15 protein-coding genes and 1 pseudogene are annotated in these 16,401 nt (G+C 69.3%); 13 read left to right on the forward strand and 3 right to left on the reverse strand.

All coding sequences use genetic code 11. From position 1 onward, the window contains the following. Positions 1-52 precede the first annotated feature (52 nt). From mreC to G3I77_RS01120, 7 genes are all read left to right on the forward strand, one after another. Positions 53-1,000 carry a rod shape-determining protein MreC gene (mreC, locus tag G3I77_RS01090; protein ID WP_248500500.1) on the forward strand — a complete coding sequence of 316 codons (948 nt, stop codon included), beginning with the start codon at positions 53-55 and terminating at the stop codon, positions 998-1,000. A 13-nt stretch (positions 1,001-1,013) separates the two neighbouring features. After that, complete coding sequence (mreD, locus tag G3I77_RS01095) at positions 1,014-1,685, forward strand: rod shape-determining protein MreD (protein ID WP_248500501.1); 672 nt, start codon at positions 1,014-1,016, stop codon at positions 1,683-1,685. Between the two features lie 115 nt (positions 1,686-1,800). After that, positions 1,801-4,047, forward strand: coding sequence for a penicillin-binding protein 2 (gene mrdA, locus G3I77_RS01100; protein ID WP_248500502.1), 2,247 nt, complete (start codon positions 1,801-1,803; stop codon positions 4,045-4,047). Then, complete coding sequence (gene rodA, locus G3I77_RS01105) at positions 4,044-5,246, forward strand: rod shape-determining protein RodA (protein ID WP_248500503.1); 1,203 nt, start codon at positions 4,044-4,046, stop codon at positions 5,244-5,246. Before mrdA ends, rodA begins: the two co-directional genes overlap by 4 nt. 55 nt (positions 5,247-5,301) lie before the next feature. Beyond that, on the forward strand, positions 5,302-6,807 hold the full coding sequence (locus G3I77_RS01110; protein WP_248500504.1) for a CYTH and CHAD domain-containing protein: 1,506 nt from the start codon (positions 5,302-5,304) through the stop codon (positions 6,805-6,807). An 87-nt stretch (positions 6,808-6,894) separates the two neighbouring features. Continuing rightward, positions 6,895-8,859, forward strand: a complete 1,965-nt coding sequence (locus G3I77_RS01115; protein ID WP_248500505.1) for a TIGR03960 family B12-binding radical SAM protein — start codon at positions 6,895-6,897, stop codon at positions 8,857-8,859. A 458-nt stretch (positions 8,860-9,317) separates the two neighbouring features. Then, positions 9,318-9,728 carry a hypothetical protein gene (locus G3I77_RS01120; protein ID WP_248500506.1) on the forward strand — a complete coding sequence of 137 codons (411 nt, stop codon included), beginning with the start codon at positions 9,318-9,320 and terminating at the stop codon, positions 9,726-9,728. A 232-nt stretch (positions 9,729-9,960) separates the two neighbouring features. Here the strand turns inward: G3I77_RS01120 and G3I77_RS01125 are convergent, their stop codons facing one another. Further along, complete coding sequence (locus tag G3I77_RS01125; RefSeq protein ID WP_248500507.1) at positions 9,961-10,170, reverse strand: cytochrome c oxidase assembly protein COX20 family protein; 210 nt, start codon at positions 10,168-10,170, stop codon at positions 9,961-9,963. A 381-nt stretch (positions 10,171-10,551) separates the two neighbouring features. Here G3I77_RS01125 and G3I77_RS01130 point away from each other — a divergent pair, with 381 nt between their 5' ends. After that, positions 10,552-10,821: a DUF397 domain-containing protein gene (locus G3I77_RS01130; RefSeq protein ID WP_248500508.1), complete on the forward strand. Its 270-nt coding sequence runs from the start codon at positions 10,552-10,554 to the stop codon at positions 10,819-10,821. Here the strand turns inward: G3I77_RS01130 and G3I77_RS01135 are convergent. After that, complete coding sequence (locus G3I77_RS01135) at positions 10,806-11,663, reverse strand: helix-turn-helix transcriptional regulator (protein ID WP_248500509.1); 858 nt, start codon at positions 11,661-11,663, stop codon at positions 10,806-10,808. The two genes, G3I77_RS01130 and G3I77_RS01135, sit on opposite strands and share 16 nt — an antisense overlap. A 455-nt stretch (positions 11,664-12,118) precedes the next feature. After that, positions 12,119-12,781: a GAF and ANTAR domain-containing protein gene (locus G3I77_RS01140; protein WP_248501434.1), complete on the reverse strand. Its 663-nt coding sequence runs from the start codon at positions 12,779-12,781 to the stop codon at positions 12,119-12,121. A gap of 211 nt (positions 12,782-12,992) precedes the next feature. Here G3I77_RS01140 and G3I77_RS01145 point away from each other — a divergent pair. The 5 genes and pseudogenes from G3I77_RS01145 to G3I77_RS01165 all read left to right on the forward strand — a co-directional run bounded on the left by G3I77_RS01145 (position 12,993) and on the right by G3I77_RS01165 (position 16,327). After that, a pseudogene (locus G3I77_RS01145) lies at positions 12,993-13,494 on the forward strand (DUF2975 domain-containing protein). Then, a complete protein-coding gene (locus tag G3I77_RS01150) occupies positions 13,494-13,724 on the forward strand; it encodes a helix-turn-helix transcriptional regulator (RefSeq protein WP_248500510.1) in 231 nt (76 codons plus the stop codon). The pseudogene G3I77_RS01145 and the gene G3I77_RS01150 overlap by 1 nt, the downstream one beginning before the upstream one ends. Next, the gene (locus G3I77_RS01155) at positions 13,724-14,191 is read left to right on the forward strand and encodes a GNAT family N-acetyltransferase (RefSeq protein WP_248500511.1); all 468 of its coding nucleotides are present in this window, start codon (positions 13,724-13,726) and stop codon (positions 14,189-14,191) included. Before G3I77_RS01150 ends, G3I77_RS01155 begins: the two co-directional genes overlap by 1 nt. A 99-nt stretch (positions 14,192-14,290) precedes the next feature. Then, a complete protein-coding gene (locus G3I77_RS01160; RefSeq protein ID WP_248500512.1) occupies positions 14,291-15,496 on the forward strand; it encodes a hypothetical protein in 1,206 nt (401 codons plus the stop codon). Between the two features lie 48 nt (positions 15,497-15,544). Continuing rightward, on the forward strand, positions 15,545-16,327 hold the full coding sequence (locus tag G3I77_RS01165) for a TIGR03936 family radical SAM-associated protein (RefSeq protein WP_248500513.1): 783 nt from the start codon (positions 15,545-15,547) through the stop codon (positions 16,325-16,327). Positions 16,328-16,401 lie beyond the last annotated feature (74 nt).

Genomic DNA, 16,401 nt, shown 5'->3' on the forward strand with positions numbered 1-16,401 from the left:
GGTTTCCCTGGGGCTTCCCGAATTCCTATGAGGAAGGGCACGGCCGCCGCACGTGAGGGACACACGAGAGAGCCGGCTGCTCCTGGTGCTGCTGATCGCCGTCGCGTTCGCGTTGATCACGGTGGACATCCGCGGCGGGGAGGACTCGCCCGTCGACGGTGCCCGGCAGGGCGCGGCGACGGTCTTCGGCCCGATCGAGAGCGGCGTCTCGGCCGCGGTCGACCCGGTCGGCAACGCGGTCTCCGCCATCCGCGACTCCGGGGAACGGCACGACCGGCTCGCCGCGCTGGAACAGGAGAACGCGGCCCTGAAGGCGCGCCTCGGCAGTGACGACCGCAGCCGCAGCCGCCTCAAGCAGCTCGACAAGATGCTGAAGCTCGCCGGCCAGGGCCAGTACGGCATCAAGGGCGCCCAGGTCATCGCCATCGGAGCCGCGCAGGGCTTCTCCTGGACCATCACCGTCGACGTCGGCGCCAAGGACGGCATCAAGCGCGACATGACCGTCCTGAACGGGGAAGGGCTGGTCGGCCGGGTCACCACCGTCGGGCCCAACACCGCCACGGTGCTGCTGGCCAGCGACCCCGACTTCACGGTCGGCACCCGGATGGAGTCCGGCGACGAGCTCGGCTTCGCCTCCGGCCAGGGCGACCGCCCGCTGCGCGTCGAACTCCTCAACGGCAAGGCGGAGGTGAAGAAGGGCGACCGCCTGGTCACCTTCGGCTCGCAGGCCGACCGGCCGTTCGTGCCCGGCGTGCCCGTCGGCGTGGTCTCCCGCGTCGACCCCTCCGGCGGCGGCCTGACCCGCACGCTGTACGTCACGCCGTACGCCGGCTTCACCAAGCTCGACATCGTCGGTGTCGTCGTCACGGCCCCGAAGAAGGACCCGCGCGACACGGTGCTCCCGCCCAAGCCCAAGCCCACCCCGAGGCCGACGGTGACCGTGACCGTGACGCCGTCCGCCGAGGCCCCCGTGGACGGCCAGAACCAGCAAGAGCAGTAGGAGCTGTCACCCCATGCGCGTCAACCGGATCCTGCTCTCCTCCGCCCTGGTCGTCGTCGCCCTGGTGATCCAGGTGAGCGTCCTCGCCCGCCTCCATCTGCCGGGCGCCGTGCCCGACCTGCTGCTGCTTACCGTGCTCGGCCTCGCGCTGGTGTACGGACATGTGGGCGGCGCCCTCGTCGGCTTCGGCGCGGGTCTGCTCGCCGACCTGGCCCCGCCCGCCGACCATGCCGCCGGGCGCTACGCCCTGGTGCTGTGCGTCATCGGCTACCTCGCGGGCCTGGTGAAACCCGAGACGGGCCAGCTGAAGTCCGCGACCGGCCCCATGGCCGTGGTGGTCGCCGCCGCGGTCGGCTCCACCCTGCTGTACGCCGGGGTCGGCGCCCTCGTCGGCGACACCGCCGCCCGCCATGTGGGCCTCGGCGGCCTGCTGTTCACGTCCGCCCTGTACGACCTGCTGCTCGCCCCCTTCGTCGTGCCGGGGATCATGGCCCTGGCCCGGCGCGCCGACAACGATCCGCTCGCCGAGACCGGCTCCGCCACCAAGGCCACGGACATCTCCTCCGGCTGGCTCTCCGGCGGCACCGGGCTGAAGATCGGCAGCCAGCGCAACGGGCTGCGCGTGAAGGCGGCCCGCGCGCGCATGGCACGCGCCGGACGCATCAAGGGGGTCAAGCGGCTGTGAACGCGGCGAAGTTCACCCGAACGGGGCGATCCAGTAGGAACGCCGGTTCGTGGGCGGGCGTTCATCACTCGTACCCGCACATCCGTACGCACACCGAGAGGAGGAGGCAGCCGCAGTGACCAACATTCCCGAGACCGGCAGGAACTCACGGGTCCAGATCCGGCTCGTCGTCATCCAGGTCCTCGTCCTCTCCCTCCTGCTCACCCTCGGCGGCCGCCTCTGGTACCTCCAGATCCGCGAGGGCGCCGCCTACGCCAAGGAGGCCTCGGGCAACCACGTCCAGCAGGTCGTCCAGCCGGCCGTCCGCGGCTCGATCCTGGACGCGCGCGGCGTGGCCCTCGCGGACAACGAGACGCGACTGGTGGTCTCCGCGTCCCGCACCGACCTGCTGAAGATGAAGGACGACGGCAAGGAAGTCCTCACCAAACTCGCCGGGGTCCTGGGCATGACGCCCAAGGAGGTCCAGGAGAAGGTCCGGCTGTGCGACGCCAAGACGCCGCAGCCCTGCTGGAACGGCTCGCCGTACCAGCCCATCCCGATCACCGACGAGGCCACCGCCAAGCAGGCCCTGCAGATCCGCGAGCGCGCCGAGGACTTCCCCGGCATCACCGCCGAGCCGGAGGCCGTGCGCCGCTACCCGAGCCCGGGCAAGGCCAACTCCGCCCAGGTCCTCGGCTACCTCTCGCCGGTCACCGACGAGGAGATCAAGAAGGCGCAGAACACCAACTCGCCGTATCTGCGCTCCGACCAGGTCGGCCGCTCGGGCCTGGAGCGCCAGTACGACAAGGCACTGCGCGGCAAGGCCGGCGTCACCCGCTACGAGGTCGACAACCTCGGCCGGGTCATCGGCCAGGCCGAGGCCGACCCGGCCCACCCCGGCGACAACCTCGTCACCAGCATCGACTCCCGGGTCCAGCGGGTCGCCGAGTACCAGCTGAACGAGGCCATGAAGGAAGCCCGCAAACAGCACGACCGGAACACCGGCACCAACTACAAGGCCGACTCCGGCGCCGTCGTGGTGATGGAGGCCAAGACCGGCCGCGTCGTCGCCATGGCCTCGAACCCCACCTACGACCCGAACGCCTGGGTGGGCGGCATCTCCGCCAAGGACTACGCGCGGCTCACCGGCAAGAGCTCCAACTACCCGCTGCTCAACCGCGCGATCCAGGGCCAGTCGGCACCCGGCTCGATCTTCAAGGTCATCCCGACGGCCGCCGCGGTCAACGCGGGCTACTCCTTCAACGGCCCGTACCAGTGCTCCAGCTCGTACTCCATCGGCGGCCAGGTCTTCAAGAACTTCGAGTCCAAGGGGTACGGCCCGATCAGCCTCGGCCGCGCCCTGGAGGTCTCCTGCGACACGGTCTTCTACCGCCTCTCCCACGAGGAGTGGAAGCGCGACGGCGGCACCAAGCCGAAGAAGAACGCAGGCGACTGGTTCTACAAGACCGCCCACCAGTTCGGCCTCGGCAAGGAAACCGGCATCGACCTGCCCAACGAGGTCACCGGCCGCGTCCCCGACCGCCAGTGGAAGCTGAACTACTGGAAGGCCAACAAGGACGCCTGGTGCCGCACCGGCAAGCGCAACGGCAGCTACGCCGAGAAGATCGCCTACGAGAACTGCCTCGAAGGCAACCGCATGCGCGCCGGTGACTCCGTCAACTACTCCATCGGCCAGGGCGACACACTCGTCACGCCCATCCAGATGGCCACCATCTACTCGGCCATCTCCAACGGCGGCACCCTCTACAACCCCTCCGTCGGCAAGGCCGTCATCAGCGCCGACGGCAGGACCGTCACGCCGATCAAGCCCGAGCCCCACGGCAAGCTGCCGATGACGCAGAAGACGCGCGACGAGATACACGAAGCCCTCGCGGGAGTCGCCACCCGCGGTACGGCCGCCTGGAGGTTCGGCGGCTGGCCGCAGGACAAGATCCCGATGCACGCCAAGACGGGTACGGCGGAGGTCTACGGCAAGCAGACGACCTCCTGGTTCGCCACGTACACCAAGGACTACTCGATCGTCATGACGATCTCCCAGGGTGGTACCGGCTCCGGCGCCTCGGGCCCCGCCGTCCGCAACATCTACAACGCGCTGTACGGCGTCTCCGAGGACGGCGCCATCGACCCGAAGAAGGCGCTGCTGCCGACCCCGCAGAAGACCCTGCCGAAGGTCAAGACGGACGGCACCATCACCTCCCCGAAGGTCCCCAAGGACCCGGCCAAGGACCAGCAGGCCGACAAGAAGGACCCGAACGCCCCGGCCGACCCGCTCCAGCCGGCGACGACGGCCCCGCCGACGCCGGAGAACCGTGACACCCGAAGGCGGCGCCGCCGCCGGGGAAGCCGGAGGTTGCCAGCATGACCGGCGGTGTGAACAGCTTCCAGGTCTCCGGCTACGGGCCCGAGCGCTCCGGCTGGACGCGGCTGCTGGCCCGTGACTCGATGGTGCGGCGGCTCGACTGGCCGATCCTGCTGTCGGCGGTGGCCCTGTCGCTGCTCGGCACGCTCCTCGTCTACTCGGCGACCCGCAACCGCACGGAACTCAACCAGGGCGACCAGTACTACTTCCTCGTCCGGCACCTGCTGAACACCGGCATCGGCCTCGCCCTGATGGCCGGCACGATCTGGCTCGGCCACCGCGCCCTGCGCACGGCCGTGCCGGTCCTGTACGGCTTCTCGGTGCTGCTGATCCTTCTGGTGCTGACCCCGCTCGGCTCCACGATCAACGGCGCCCACTCCTGGATCAAGCTGCCCGGCGGCTTCTCGCTCCAGCCCTCGGAGTTCGTGAAGGTCACGATCATCCTGGGCATGGCGATGCTGCTGGCGGCCCGGGTCGACGCAGGCGACAAGCAGTACCCCGACCACCGCACGGTCGTGCAGGCCCTCGGCCTGGCCACCGTGCCGATGCTGATCGTGATGCTGATGCCCGACCTCGGGTCGGTCATGGTGATGGTCATCATCGTGCTCGGTGTGCTGCTGGCCTCCGGGGCGTCCAACCGGTGGGTGTTCGGCCTCCTCGGCGCCGGCACCCTCGGCGCGGTCACCGTCTGGCAGATCGGGGTGCTCGACGACTACCAGATCGCCCGCTTCGCCGCCTTCGCCAACCCCGAGCTCGACCCGGCCGGCGTCGGCTACAACACCAACCAGGCCCGCATCGCCATCGGTTCGGGCGGCCTGACCGGCTCCGGCCTCTTCCAAGGCTCGCAGACCACCGGCCAGTTCGTGCCCGAGCAGCAGACGGACTTCGTCTTCACCGTGGCGGGGGAGGAACTGGGCTTCCTCGGCGGCGGCCTGATCATCGTGCTCCTCGGCATCGTCCTGTGGCGGGCCTGCCGTATCGCCCGGGAGACCACGGACCTGTACGGCACGATCGTGGCCGCGGGCATCGTCGCCTGGTTCGCCTTCCAGACGTTCGAGAACGTCGGCATGACACTCGGCATCATGCCGGTCACCGGACTGCCGCTGCCCTTCGTGTCGTACGGCGGATCGTCGATGTTCGCCGTGTGGATAGCGGTGGGGTTGTTGCAGTCGATCCGGGTGCAACGGCCGATGTCGGCATGACACCGCGCGGGGTGGCCCTCTGCCGCCCCGCGCCCCGGCCGACTAGATTCGGTTCATGGCGGACAGCAAGCGCGAGATCGAGCGGAAGTACGAGTCGGCGGACGGCGGGCTTCCCGACCTGACCGGAGTCGCCGGGGTCGCGGCCGTGGCCGACAAGGGCGTGGCCCACCTCGACGCCACCTACTACGACACCGGCGACGAACGCCTCGCCGCGTCGTCCGTCACCCTGCGCCGCCGCACCGGCGGCTCCGACGCGGGCTGGCACCTGAAGTTCCCGATCGCGCCGGACGTCCGCGAGGAAATCCACGCCCCGCTCTCCGACACCCTCCCCGACGACCTCGGCGCACTGGTCCGCTCCCGGGTCCGCGGCAGCGAGCTGCTTCCGGTGGTCCGGCTGCGCTCCGACCGCGACGTACGCCATCTGCTCGACGCCGACGGCCGGCTGCTCGCCGAGGTGAGCGTGGACACCGTGCACGCCGAGCGGCTCACCGGGCGCGGCGGCGAAACGCAGTGGACCGAGATCGAGGTGGAACTCGCCGACGGGGGAGACCCGGCCCTGCTCGACAAGGTGGAGAAGCGGCTGCGCAAGGCGGGCGTACGGCCGTCGGCGTCGTCGTCGAAGCTGGCCCGCGCCCTCGAGGAGACGGCACCGGGGAAGCGGCGCAGGTCCGCGCCCGCCCGGAAGCCGGTGACCGCCGGAGACCATGTGCTGGCCTACGTACGCACCCAGCGGGACGCGATCGTCGAGCTCGATCCCGCCGTCCGCCGGGACGCCGAGGACTCCGTGCACAGCATGCGCGTGGCCACCCGCCGGCTGCGCAGCACCTTCAAGTCGTTCGGCAAGATCCTCGACCGGGCCGTCACCGCCCCCGTCGCCGAAGAGCTGAAGTGGCTCGCCGCGGAGCTGGGCCTGGACCGGGACCGCGAGGTGCTGACCGAACGGCTCACCGCGGCCGTCGACGAGGTGCCCGCAGGCCTGGTCCGCGGCCCGGTCGCGGAGCGCCTGCACTCCTGGTCCCGCGCCGAGCACGGCGGGGCCCGCGGCCGCCTCCTCGGTGTCCTGGACTCCCGCCGCTACCTGACCCTGCTCGACACCCTGGACGCGCTGATCGCCGACCCGCCGCTGCTGAAGGCGGCCGGCAAGGAGCCCCGCAAGCCGATCGCCAAGGCCGTGCGCAAGGACTTCCGCAAGGTGTCCGTGCTGATCGAGCGGGCGGCGGACCTGGAGCCCGGCACCGAGCGGGACATCGCGCTGCACGAGGCCCGCAAGAAGGCCAAGCGCACCCGCTACGCGGCGGAGGCGGCCAAGCCCGTCCTCGGCAAGCCCGCCAAGACCATGGTCAAGTCCATGAAGTCGCTGCAGAACCTGCTCGGCGAGCACCAGGACAGCGTGATGGCCCGGCAGGCCCTGCGCGAGCTGTCGGCGGTCGCCCACGCGGCAGGAGAGAGCGCCTTCACCTACGGCATCCTCCATGAGCGCGAGGAGCAGCGGGCGGTGCGCGTGGAGGCCGAACTGCCCGGGTTCTGGGACGGGATCAAGGGCGGTGCGGCGGACCTCTGACCTTCCGGCGTACGGAGGCGCCCCGCTCTCGCGTTAGTCTGGATGGTCACCCCTGTCAGTTCAGTCCAGCTCACGAAGGTGCGCGACATGCCTGCCGAAGTCGCTGCGTCGGTCTTCCCGCAGCTCGAAGCTCTGCTCCCGCACGTGCAGAAGCCGATCCAGTACGTCGGCGGAGAGCTCAACTCCACGGTCAAGGACTGGGACTCCTGTGACGTCCGCTGGGCGCTCATGTACCCGGACGCCTACGAGGTCGGTCTGCCCAACCAGGGCGTCATGATCCTCTACGAGGTGCTCAACGAGCAGCAGGGCGTCCTCGCCGAGCGCACCTACAGCGTGTGGCCGGACCTCGAGGAGCTCATGCGGGAGCACCACGTCCCGCAGTTCACGGTGGACAGCCACCGGCCCGTGAAGGCCTTCGACGTGTTCGGCCTGTCCTTCTCCACGGAGCTCGGCTACACCAACATGCTGGCCGCCCTCGACCTGGCCGGCATCCCCCTGGAGGCCAAGGACCGCGGTCTGGACGACCCGATCGTCCTGGCCGGCGGGCACGCGGCGTTCAACCCCGAGCCGATCGCCGACTTCATCGACTGCGCCGTGATCGGCGACGGCGAGCAGGCGGTCCTGGAGATCACCGCGATCGTCCGCGCCTGGAAGGCCGAGGGCCGCCCCGGCGGCCGCGAGGAGCTCCTCTTCCGCCTGGCGAAGACGGGCGGGGTGTACGTCCCCGGCTTCTACGACGTCGAGTACCTGCCGGACGGCCGTATCGCCCGTGTCGTGCCGAAGCGCAGTGGGGTCCCGTGGCGGGTCTCCAAGCACACCGTCATGGACCTCGACGAGTGGCCGTACCCCAAGCAGCCCCTCGTCCCGCTGGCCGAGACGGTCCACGAGCGCATGTCGGTGGAGATCTTCCGCGGCTGCACCCGCGGCTGCCGCTTCTGCCAGGCCGGCATGATCACGCGCCCGGTGCGCGAGCGGTCCATCACGGGCATCGGCGACATGGTCGAGCAGGGCCTGAAGGCGACGGGCTTCGAGGAGGTCGGCCTGCTGTCCCTCTCCTCCGCCGACCACACGGAGATCGGCGACATCGCCAAGGGACTCGCCGACCGCTACGAGGAAGACAAGATCGGCCTGTCGCTCCCCTCCACCCGCGTGGACGCCTTCAACATCGACCTGGCGAACGAGCTGACCAGGAACGGCCGGCGCTCGGGCCTCACCTTCGCCCCCGAGGGCGGCTCGGAGCGCATCCGCAAGGTCATCAACAAGATGGTCTCGGAGGACGACCTCATCCGCACGGTCTCGACGGCGTACGGCAACGGCTGGCGCCAGGTGAAGCTGTACTTCATGTGCGGCCTGCCGACGGAGACCGACGACGACGTCCTGCAGATCGCCGACATGGCGACGAAGGTCATCGCCAAGGGCCGTGAGGTGTCGAGGTCCAACGACATCCGCTGCACGGTCTCGATCGGCGGTTTCGTCCCCAAGCCGCACACGCCGTTCCAGTGGGCCCCGCAGCTCTCCGCCGAGGAGACGGACGCCCGTCTGCAGAAGCTGCGGGACAAGATCCGCGGCGACAAGAAGTACGGCCGTTCCATCGGCTTCCGCTACCACGACGGCAAGCCCGGCATCGTCGAAGGTCTCCTGTCCCGGGGCGACCGCCGCATCGGCGCGGTCATCCGCGCGGTCTACGACGACGGCGGCCGCTTCGACGGCTGGCGCGAGCACTTCTCGTACGATCGCTGGATGGCCTGCGCCGACAAGGCCCTCGCCCCGTTCGGCGTCGACGTCGACTGGTACACCACCCGCGAGCGCACCTACGAGGAGGTCCTCCCCTGGGACCACCTCGACTCCGGCCTGGACAAGGACTGGCTCTGGGAGGACTGGCAGGACGCCCTCGACGAGACAGAGGTCGACGACTGCCGCTGGACGCCGTGCTTCGACTGCGGGGTGTGCCCGCAGATGGACACGGCCATACAAATCGGTCCGACCGGGAAGAAGCTGCTGCCTCTCACGGTCAAGAATGCCGCGCCGGCGCCTAGCGGGCACTCGCACTAAGGTGAGCGACGCGTTGCGGCGCACCGTCGACGCCTTGTCGGACATCGGCGAGGACGACAGGACGGCGGTGCTGAGGGCGCTCGGCGCTGCGGGCAGGCGGCAGGGGCTCGCTCGGGACACCCCGAGAACGCCTCTGCCGCTTCCTGGAGGCTCTTCCGGGATTCAGTCCGAGGTGGAGTGGGTCTGAGCGCCATTGCTCCGCGGAGGGCTGGACCGACGGCTGTCGCCTGAGTGGCTGCGCTCCGTTCGCGGGGTGGCTCACAGCTTCCTAGCGTGGCGGTATCCGCTACGGAGGAGGCGACATGGCAGCAAGTGGGCCGCCTGCTAGCGGGCCTCGGTGGGGAAGTCCGGGCGATGGTTCTCCCCCTTCCGGGCAGTGGACATCTCCGCCGGGGCCGCCGCAGAAGAAGCAGCGGAGCCGTGGCTGTCTTTGGGGGTGTGTCGGCGCCTTGGCGGCCGTGATCGTCATCCTCATTGTCGTGCTGGTGGTCGCGCTGGGCGATGACGATGAGAGCACGGCTCCTGCGCCCACACGGACCCCCACCACGAAGACGGCGCAGGAGCAGACGCGGGCACCCCAGGATGAACGGGCCGACCTCACCAGTTTCGAACTGGAGGACCGCTCGGAAGCCGGTATCACCAATATCTGGCTGGTTTGGACGATCAAGAACAGCAGCAGCGAGAAGTCCAACTACTCATGGGAGTGGGAGGCGGTCGACGCCGACGGCACTCGCGTGGCGAACGGCTCGCAAGTGGAGACCGACGTGCAACCTGGCCAGACCGCCGAGGGTGAGTTCCCCACGACGCTCAAGACCGTAGAGGGCATCAAACTCAACATCACCAGCTTCAACCGCACTGTCAGCTACTGAGCAGGGCGTTGAGCCCATCGAAGACCCGTGCGAGTCGGACTGGCTCGAAAGGTTTTCCGTAGGCACGACGCCGCAGATGGACACCCAGATCCAGATCGGCCCGACGGGCAAGAAGCTGCTCCCCCTGACGGTCACGAACGCGGCGCCGGCTCCCAGCGGGCACGGGCACTGAGGGGAGTCACCGGTCCTGCTGTCGGTCGCTCGTCGGCAACCGACAGCAGGCGGGGGTGGGTCACCGCAGGAGTTCGCAGATCTTGAACAGCAGCATCGTGATGGCGATGAAGGTGCCCCCTGCCCATGTCGCCGCGTGGAGGATCGTCGCGTGCAGCAGTACGGCCAGCACGCCCGCTGCGAGGCCGGTGAGAAGGCCGATCAGTAAGGCGATGACGATGAGCAGGGCTCGCTGCGATTGCCCTCCGGCGGGAGGCGGCAACTGAGTCATGACATGCCTCCCTCTGAGCTCGCTATCCGCGCAGGCCCTTGACGGGTGCCTCGGCGGTCGGCGGTGCGGTGGGGCAGCGGGCCGACGGGGAATGCCCAGCCGTGGGTCTGGCTGGTGACACAACTCGCGTTACTATCTGCCATGAGGCTTCCTGGTTGAGTTGAGTGGACGAGGGCGCTTCGCGGTGGGGGAGTACTCGGACGATGCTTGCCGGCTGACCGAGCGCTCCCCTTCCTGCTGTTTCCTGCTGTGAAAAACTCTCCGCATTCTTGGCCGAAAAGACGCTTGCCGCTTCGCGGGGTGCCATGTGGCTGGTCACCTTTCCATGACCGTCTCCTTCTTCGATGTCGAGATCAGCGCTATTCGGCGGCCTTGGCAGTCATGGCTCCTGCCGTCATACTGACGGCCAGGGGCCTGACCGTGCCATCGGTACTACAGTGCGGGAATGGGGGAGTCGTGACGTTTCCGGATCCGGCATCGAAGTGGCGGAAGAGTTCCGCCAGTGGGCCGGAAAACTGTGTCGAAGTCTCTTTGGGCAGTCCCGTCATGGTCAGGGATTCGAAGATGTCCGAGGGGCCCCGCCTGGCGGTCGGTTCCGAAGCCTGGGCGTTCTTTCTGGATTCCCTTTCCCGCCGCTATGCCGCGAGCTGAGGAAGATTCTCGCTCCACTCGGTGATGGGCTGGGCGTAACGGTTCTCGACCTCCCAAAAGGCTTCCAGATAGTCTTCGACGCTGCGTTGCACACCGACGATCGCCTTGTTGTTGAGGATGACGCTCCCGTCGGGGTTCTCGAGATACACCACCCGTTCCTGATCGACTTTGGCGAACTCGAAGATGACATACGGTGAGCGCAGTAGTGGATACAGTCCACTACTGAAAGGCACCACCCCGACGCTCACGTGATCCAGTGTGCTGACCTCTTGCAGATGGCGGATCTGGGCTTCCATCAAATCGCTGTCGCCCACGACGCGTCGGAGCGCGGCCTCGTCGATCAGGAAGCGCAGCTCGGTGTTGGACGATTCGCTCAGCATGCGTTCCTGACGCTTCACGCGCAGGTCGAGCAGCTCCTCCTTCTCCGGGACCACGGACTGCTGGAGGGCGACGCGGGCATACGCCTCGGTCTGCAACAGGCCGGGGACGAACAGTGCCTCGAAATTGCGGATCACGGATGCCGACGCCTCGTAGCCCAGGTAGGACTGGAAACCCTCCGACAGCAGGGAGCGGTAGTCGTACCACCAGGGCTGACGGCGCGCTTCTTCTGCGGCGCGACGCAATTCCGTCGCATTCTCGGGTGCGAGCCCGTAGAAGCTGATCAATGCCTTGAGGTCGGTCATGGAGATCTTCACCCTGCCCGACTCCAGGCGCATGACTTTCGAAAGAGACCATCCCGTCTCTCGCGCAACGTCAGGCTGTGAGTACCCCGCCTTTTTGCGTGCCTCCTGGAGCTGTGAGCTCAGCAGGTGTCGGTAGAACATCGGGTCGGCATCGGGCATGAATGAACTCCTTCTGGTGCCACAGGTCGTACCGCCGCCAGGCACTCCGACCGTATTCAAGACGACCAGCGTCGCAAGGCTACGCGGATTTTTGCCAGGTGTCACTATGCATCACGGCTCCGCGCCGACGCCGTCAACTCTGAAGAGATGCACGGGATGAGTGGGAAGGAATGAAACACCGATCCGGTTTATCTGGACGTGTGATCGATGTATTCACTCGCATGAGTTACTTCTGTTCGAGGGGTCCTCGGGAATTGCCGAATCCGCTCCCACGGCTCAACCGGACAACGGAGCAACAGAGGTCCCTCGGCCGGCGTCGCGACCCCTGCGTGCGGACCTGGGAGGTGAGAGGGCCGTTCTGAGGGGGACCCGCTGGGTAGGCCGGGTTGGTGACGCTCCCCTGGGGGCCGATTCGGCCAGGTTCCCCCAGTTCAGAATGTGTGCTGGGGGAACCGTCAGGCCAGGCGGCCCTCTTCGCAGACCCGCCGGGCGACCTCGCGGAGCTTGATGTTCTTCTCCTGGGAGAAGCGGCGCAGCACGTCGAAGGCCTGCTCCTCGGTGAGGCGGTGGCTGCCCATGAGGATGCCCATGGCCTCGCCGATGACGTGGCGCGTGGCCATGGCCTGTTCCATCTGGGCGTGGCTGCGGGCGCTGGAGAAGGCCACGGCCGCGTGCGAGGCCAGGAGCCAGCCGGCGGTCTCGCTGTCGTCCGTGAAGGCCCCCGGCCGGTGCGCGTACAGATTGAGCGCGCCGAAATCCTCGTCCTCGGTGTACAGCAGGAAGCCCATCATGCTGCCCACGCCCAGTTCGCGGGCCCCCGCGGCGTAGGTGGGCCAGCGGGGCTGCTCGGCGGTGAAGTCGGCGATGCGGAACACGCGCTCCCCGGTGCTGGTGCGGGCCGCGTCGAAGCAGGGGCCTGCCGCGAGGTGCTCCTGGAGCCGGTCGCTCTCGACGACCAGGTCGTGCGTGGGTGCCAGCGTCTCCACGCGGTCGCCGTGCAGGAGGAGGATGCCGGCCGCGTCGCACCCCGCCACGCGTTCCGTGGCCGCTCCGGTGATGTGCTCGAGCGTGGCGCCGACCGAGTCCTGGGCGAGCAGGTCACGCGCCATGGAGGCCATCTCCCGTGCGAACACGCGCCAGTCCACTGTCGTCCTCCTCGGTCCGAGTGCCGGGCATGCGTACCCCTGCCACGGTGTCACGTACCGCGCACGCCGGTGGGCAGTCGCACACCGCGGTCGCCGTACAGGGGGTGCTCCTTGCGTCATCTATCGAATATCGATAGATTTCCATCGCAGTTCGATCGATCGCAGTTCGATCGAAGGAGTGGCGATGGGGAAGCTGGCCGTGGCGGCGTTGCGTGGGGGGCTCGTGGTGCTGCTCGCCGGGTCGTTGTTCGTGCAGGCGGTGATGGTTCCGCTGCTGGCCGTCGACATGAACGGGCTCAAGCCCGAGTACGCGTATCTGCGCACCCCGATCCTCGTGATCACGATCCTGGGTATCTATCGTGACGGCCCAGGTCGTCGTGGTCTGCGTGTGGCGCCTGGTGACGATGGTGCGACGCGGGACGGTGTTCTCCACCGCCGCCTTCCGCTGTGTGCACATCGTGATCGGCGCGTTCGTTGCGGCCGCCCTGCTGGTCTTCGCGCTCGCGGTCGTGCTCGCGCCGGGCGAGGCCGTCGCTCCCTGGGTGGTCCTTCTGCTGTGCGGGGTCGTGGTGGCCGTGCTGGGCGTCGCGCTGATCGTGCTCGTGCTGCGGATGCTGCTCGCGCAGGCCGTCGCACGCGACATCGAGGCGGCCCAGATGCAGGCCGAGCTGGAAGAGGTCATCTGATGGCGATCGCCGTCGACATCGACGTGATGCTGGCCAAACGCAAGATGTCCGTGGGCGAACTGGCGGAACGCGTCGGCATCACCCCCGCCAACCTGGCGGTCCTCAAGAACGGCCGCGCCAAGGCGGTCCGCTTCTCCACCCTCGCCGCGCTGTGCGAGGTTCTGGAGTGCCAGCCGGGAGATCTGCTGCGCTGGGAGTCGGACGGGGCGGCCGACCCGACAATGCCCTGATGGAGAACATCAGCATCCGCCCGGCCCGGCCCGCCGAACTCTCGGCCGTGGCCGCCCTCCGGTGGGAGTGGCTCGTAGAGACCGGCTCGGAGGATCTCGGTGAACGCGAGGACTTCGTACGGCACTTCGTCGCCTGGGCGGGGGAGAACGCCGGCTCCCACCGCTGCACGGTGCTCGTCCGGGACGACCGGGTCATCGGCATGGCCTGGCTCGCGGTGGTGCGGCGGGTGCCCACGCCCCGGGCGCCGCGGCGGGCCTCCGGCGATCTGCAGTGCGTCTACGTCGTACCCGAGGCGCGCGACGGCGGACTGGGCGGGCGGCTCATCCGGGCCGTCCTGGACGGAGCCCGTGAGCTCGGGCTGGAGCGCGTGACCGTCCACTCCGGTACGCGGGCGATCCCCGCGTACGCCCGCAACGGCTTCCAGGAGTCGCCCCGGCTGCTGCAGGCGCGGATCGCCCGCGCGTGAGCCGTATGATCTTGCGGCCGAGTGGAGGAATCGCGGGAGAACGGGGCGGGACTGTGCGGTGCTGGATCCGGACGGGGCACTGAAGGCGTCTACGACGGTATGGATCTGGAGAAGCATCCCCGCGAGGGTTCCGAGGCGCGGGTCGATCTGCACAAACGGACTGCCGAGCCGCCCGTCCGGCGCGAGCCGGAGGCGCCCGAGGGGTGTCTCGCCGTCGCGATCCGGATTCCCGTGCGGATCGTCGTGCTCGTCCTGGTCGTCCCCGTGCGGATGCTGTGGGACGCGCTCGTCGTGGCCGGGCGGTTCCTGAACGACGCGCTGCTCCGGCCGCTCGGGCGGGCGCTGCTGTGGCTCGGGCGGGCGGTGTTCGTCTGGCCGCTCGTCGGGCTGTGGCGCTACGTCGTCGTCCCGGTGGGCAAGGCCCTCGGATGGCTCGGGAAGGTCCTCGTCGTCGTGCCGCTGGTCTGGCTCTACCGCTACGTCCTGACCCCGGTGGGGCACGCGATCGCATGGGTGGCCCGGGGCATCGGGGCGGCGCTCGGCTGGATCGCCGGGGGCGTGGGGGCCGCGCTCGGCTGGGTGTACGCGTACCTGCTCACCCCCGTCGGGCGTGCCGTGACGTGGGTCCTGAAGGGACTCGGCGCCGTGCTCGCCGCGCTCGGCATCGGCGTCTGGACGGTCCTGGCCTGGCTCGCGAAGTACCTCGTCGCCGTACCCGCCGTCTGGCTGTACACCTGGGTGCTCGCGCCCGTCGGCCGCGCGATCGTCTGGTGCGGCAAGGGCCTCGTGTGGCTGGCGAGCATGGCCGTCACCGGCATCGGCGCGGCCCTCTACTGGATCGCCCGCATCCTGCTCGTCCTGCCCGCGCTCGCCCTGTGGCGCTGGATCCTCACCCCGGTCGGACGCGTCCTCGCCGTCATCGGGCGGGAGGTGTGGGACGCCCTGGGCCACGCCTGGCGTATCGCCGGGCACATCTCGCTCGCCGTCGGGCGTTTCCTCGGCACCCTCTTCCGGTGGATCTTCGTCGAACCGGTGCGGTGGGTGTACCGCAGCGTGCTGACGCCCGTCGGGCACGTCGTACGGGACACCGTCTGGCGGCCCGCCGCCGAGGCCGCCCGCAGTGTGGGCCGGGCCACCCGGCAGGCGCTGGCCGCCGCCCGGGAGTCCGTGCGTCAGGCCCGCGCCGACTTCCGGCGGATGCTCCTCGGCGAGCCGCGGCGGCCGCAGCCGGTCGACCGGAGGGAACCTTCGGCGCGTGAGACACGTAGTCTTGGTAGCAGTACGACCGCTCTCACGAAGGACTGAACGACACTGGGCAAGCGACAGCCCGAAGGCCCGCCGCCCGCACCCGCGGTGCAGCGCATCCGACTGCGCTACACCAAGCGCGGCCGCCTCCGGTTCACCAGCCACCGTGACTTCCAGCGCGCCTTCGAGCGTGCGTTGCGCCGTGCCGAGGTGCCGATGGCCTACTCGGCCGGCTTCACACCGCACCCGAAGGTGTCGTACGCCAATGCCGCACCCACCGGCACGGGCAGTGAGGCGGAGTACCTGGAGATCGCGCTCACCGCGCCCCGCGACCCGGAGCAGCTCAGGGCCCTTCTCGACGAGTCGCTGCCCGCCGGGCTCGACATCACCGACGCGGTCGAGGCCCGCACCTCGGGATTCGCCGACCGGCTGACGGCTTCCGTCTGGGAGCTCCGGCTGGACGGAGTGCCGCTGGAGGAGGCCCGCCGAGCGGCGGACGCCTTCAACGCGGCCGAGACCGTCGAGGTCCAGCGCCTCGCCAAGAACGGCGTCCGTACGTTCGACGCCCGCTCCGCCGTCGCGAGCCTGGAGGTGCGCGACCTCGCGGAAACGCACAGTTCGCAGGCTGATAGGCCGACCGACCAGCCCTGTGCGATACTGCGGCTGGTTGTTCGGCACGTGACGCCTGCCGTACGACCCGACGACGTCCTGTCCGGTCTCCGCGCCGTGGCCGACCTGGCGCCGCCGGTCCCCGCAGCGGTGACCAGGCTGGCGCAGGGGCTGTTCGATGAAGAGACCGGCACGGTGACCGACCCGCTCGCGCCCGACCGCGAGGCAGTCGAGGCCCCCTCAACGGCCGAACCGACTGCCGCCGCGACGGCGCCGGCGTAAGGAAGGTTCCGCGTAGGGACGGACGTCGTAGCGCCGCCCTCGGACTCGGGAGCCACCTGGGTCGGGCAGCGCAC

Origin of the sequence: Streptomyces sp. D2-8, from assembly GCF_023184515.1 — a bacterium.
Taxonomy (GTDB): domain Bacteria; phylum Actinomycetota; class Actinomycetes; order Streptomycetales; family Streptomycetaceae; genus Streptomyces.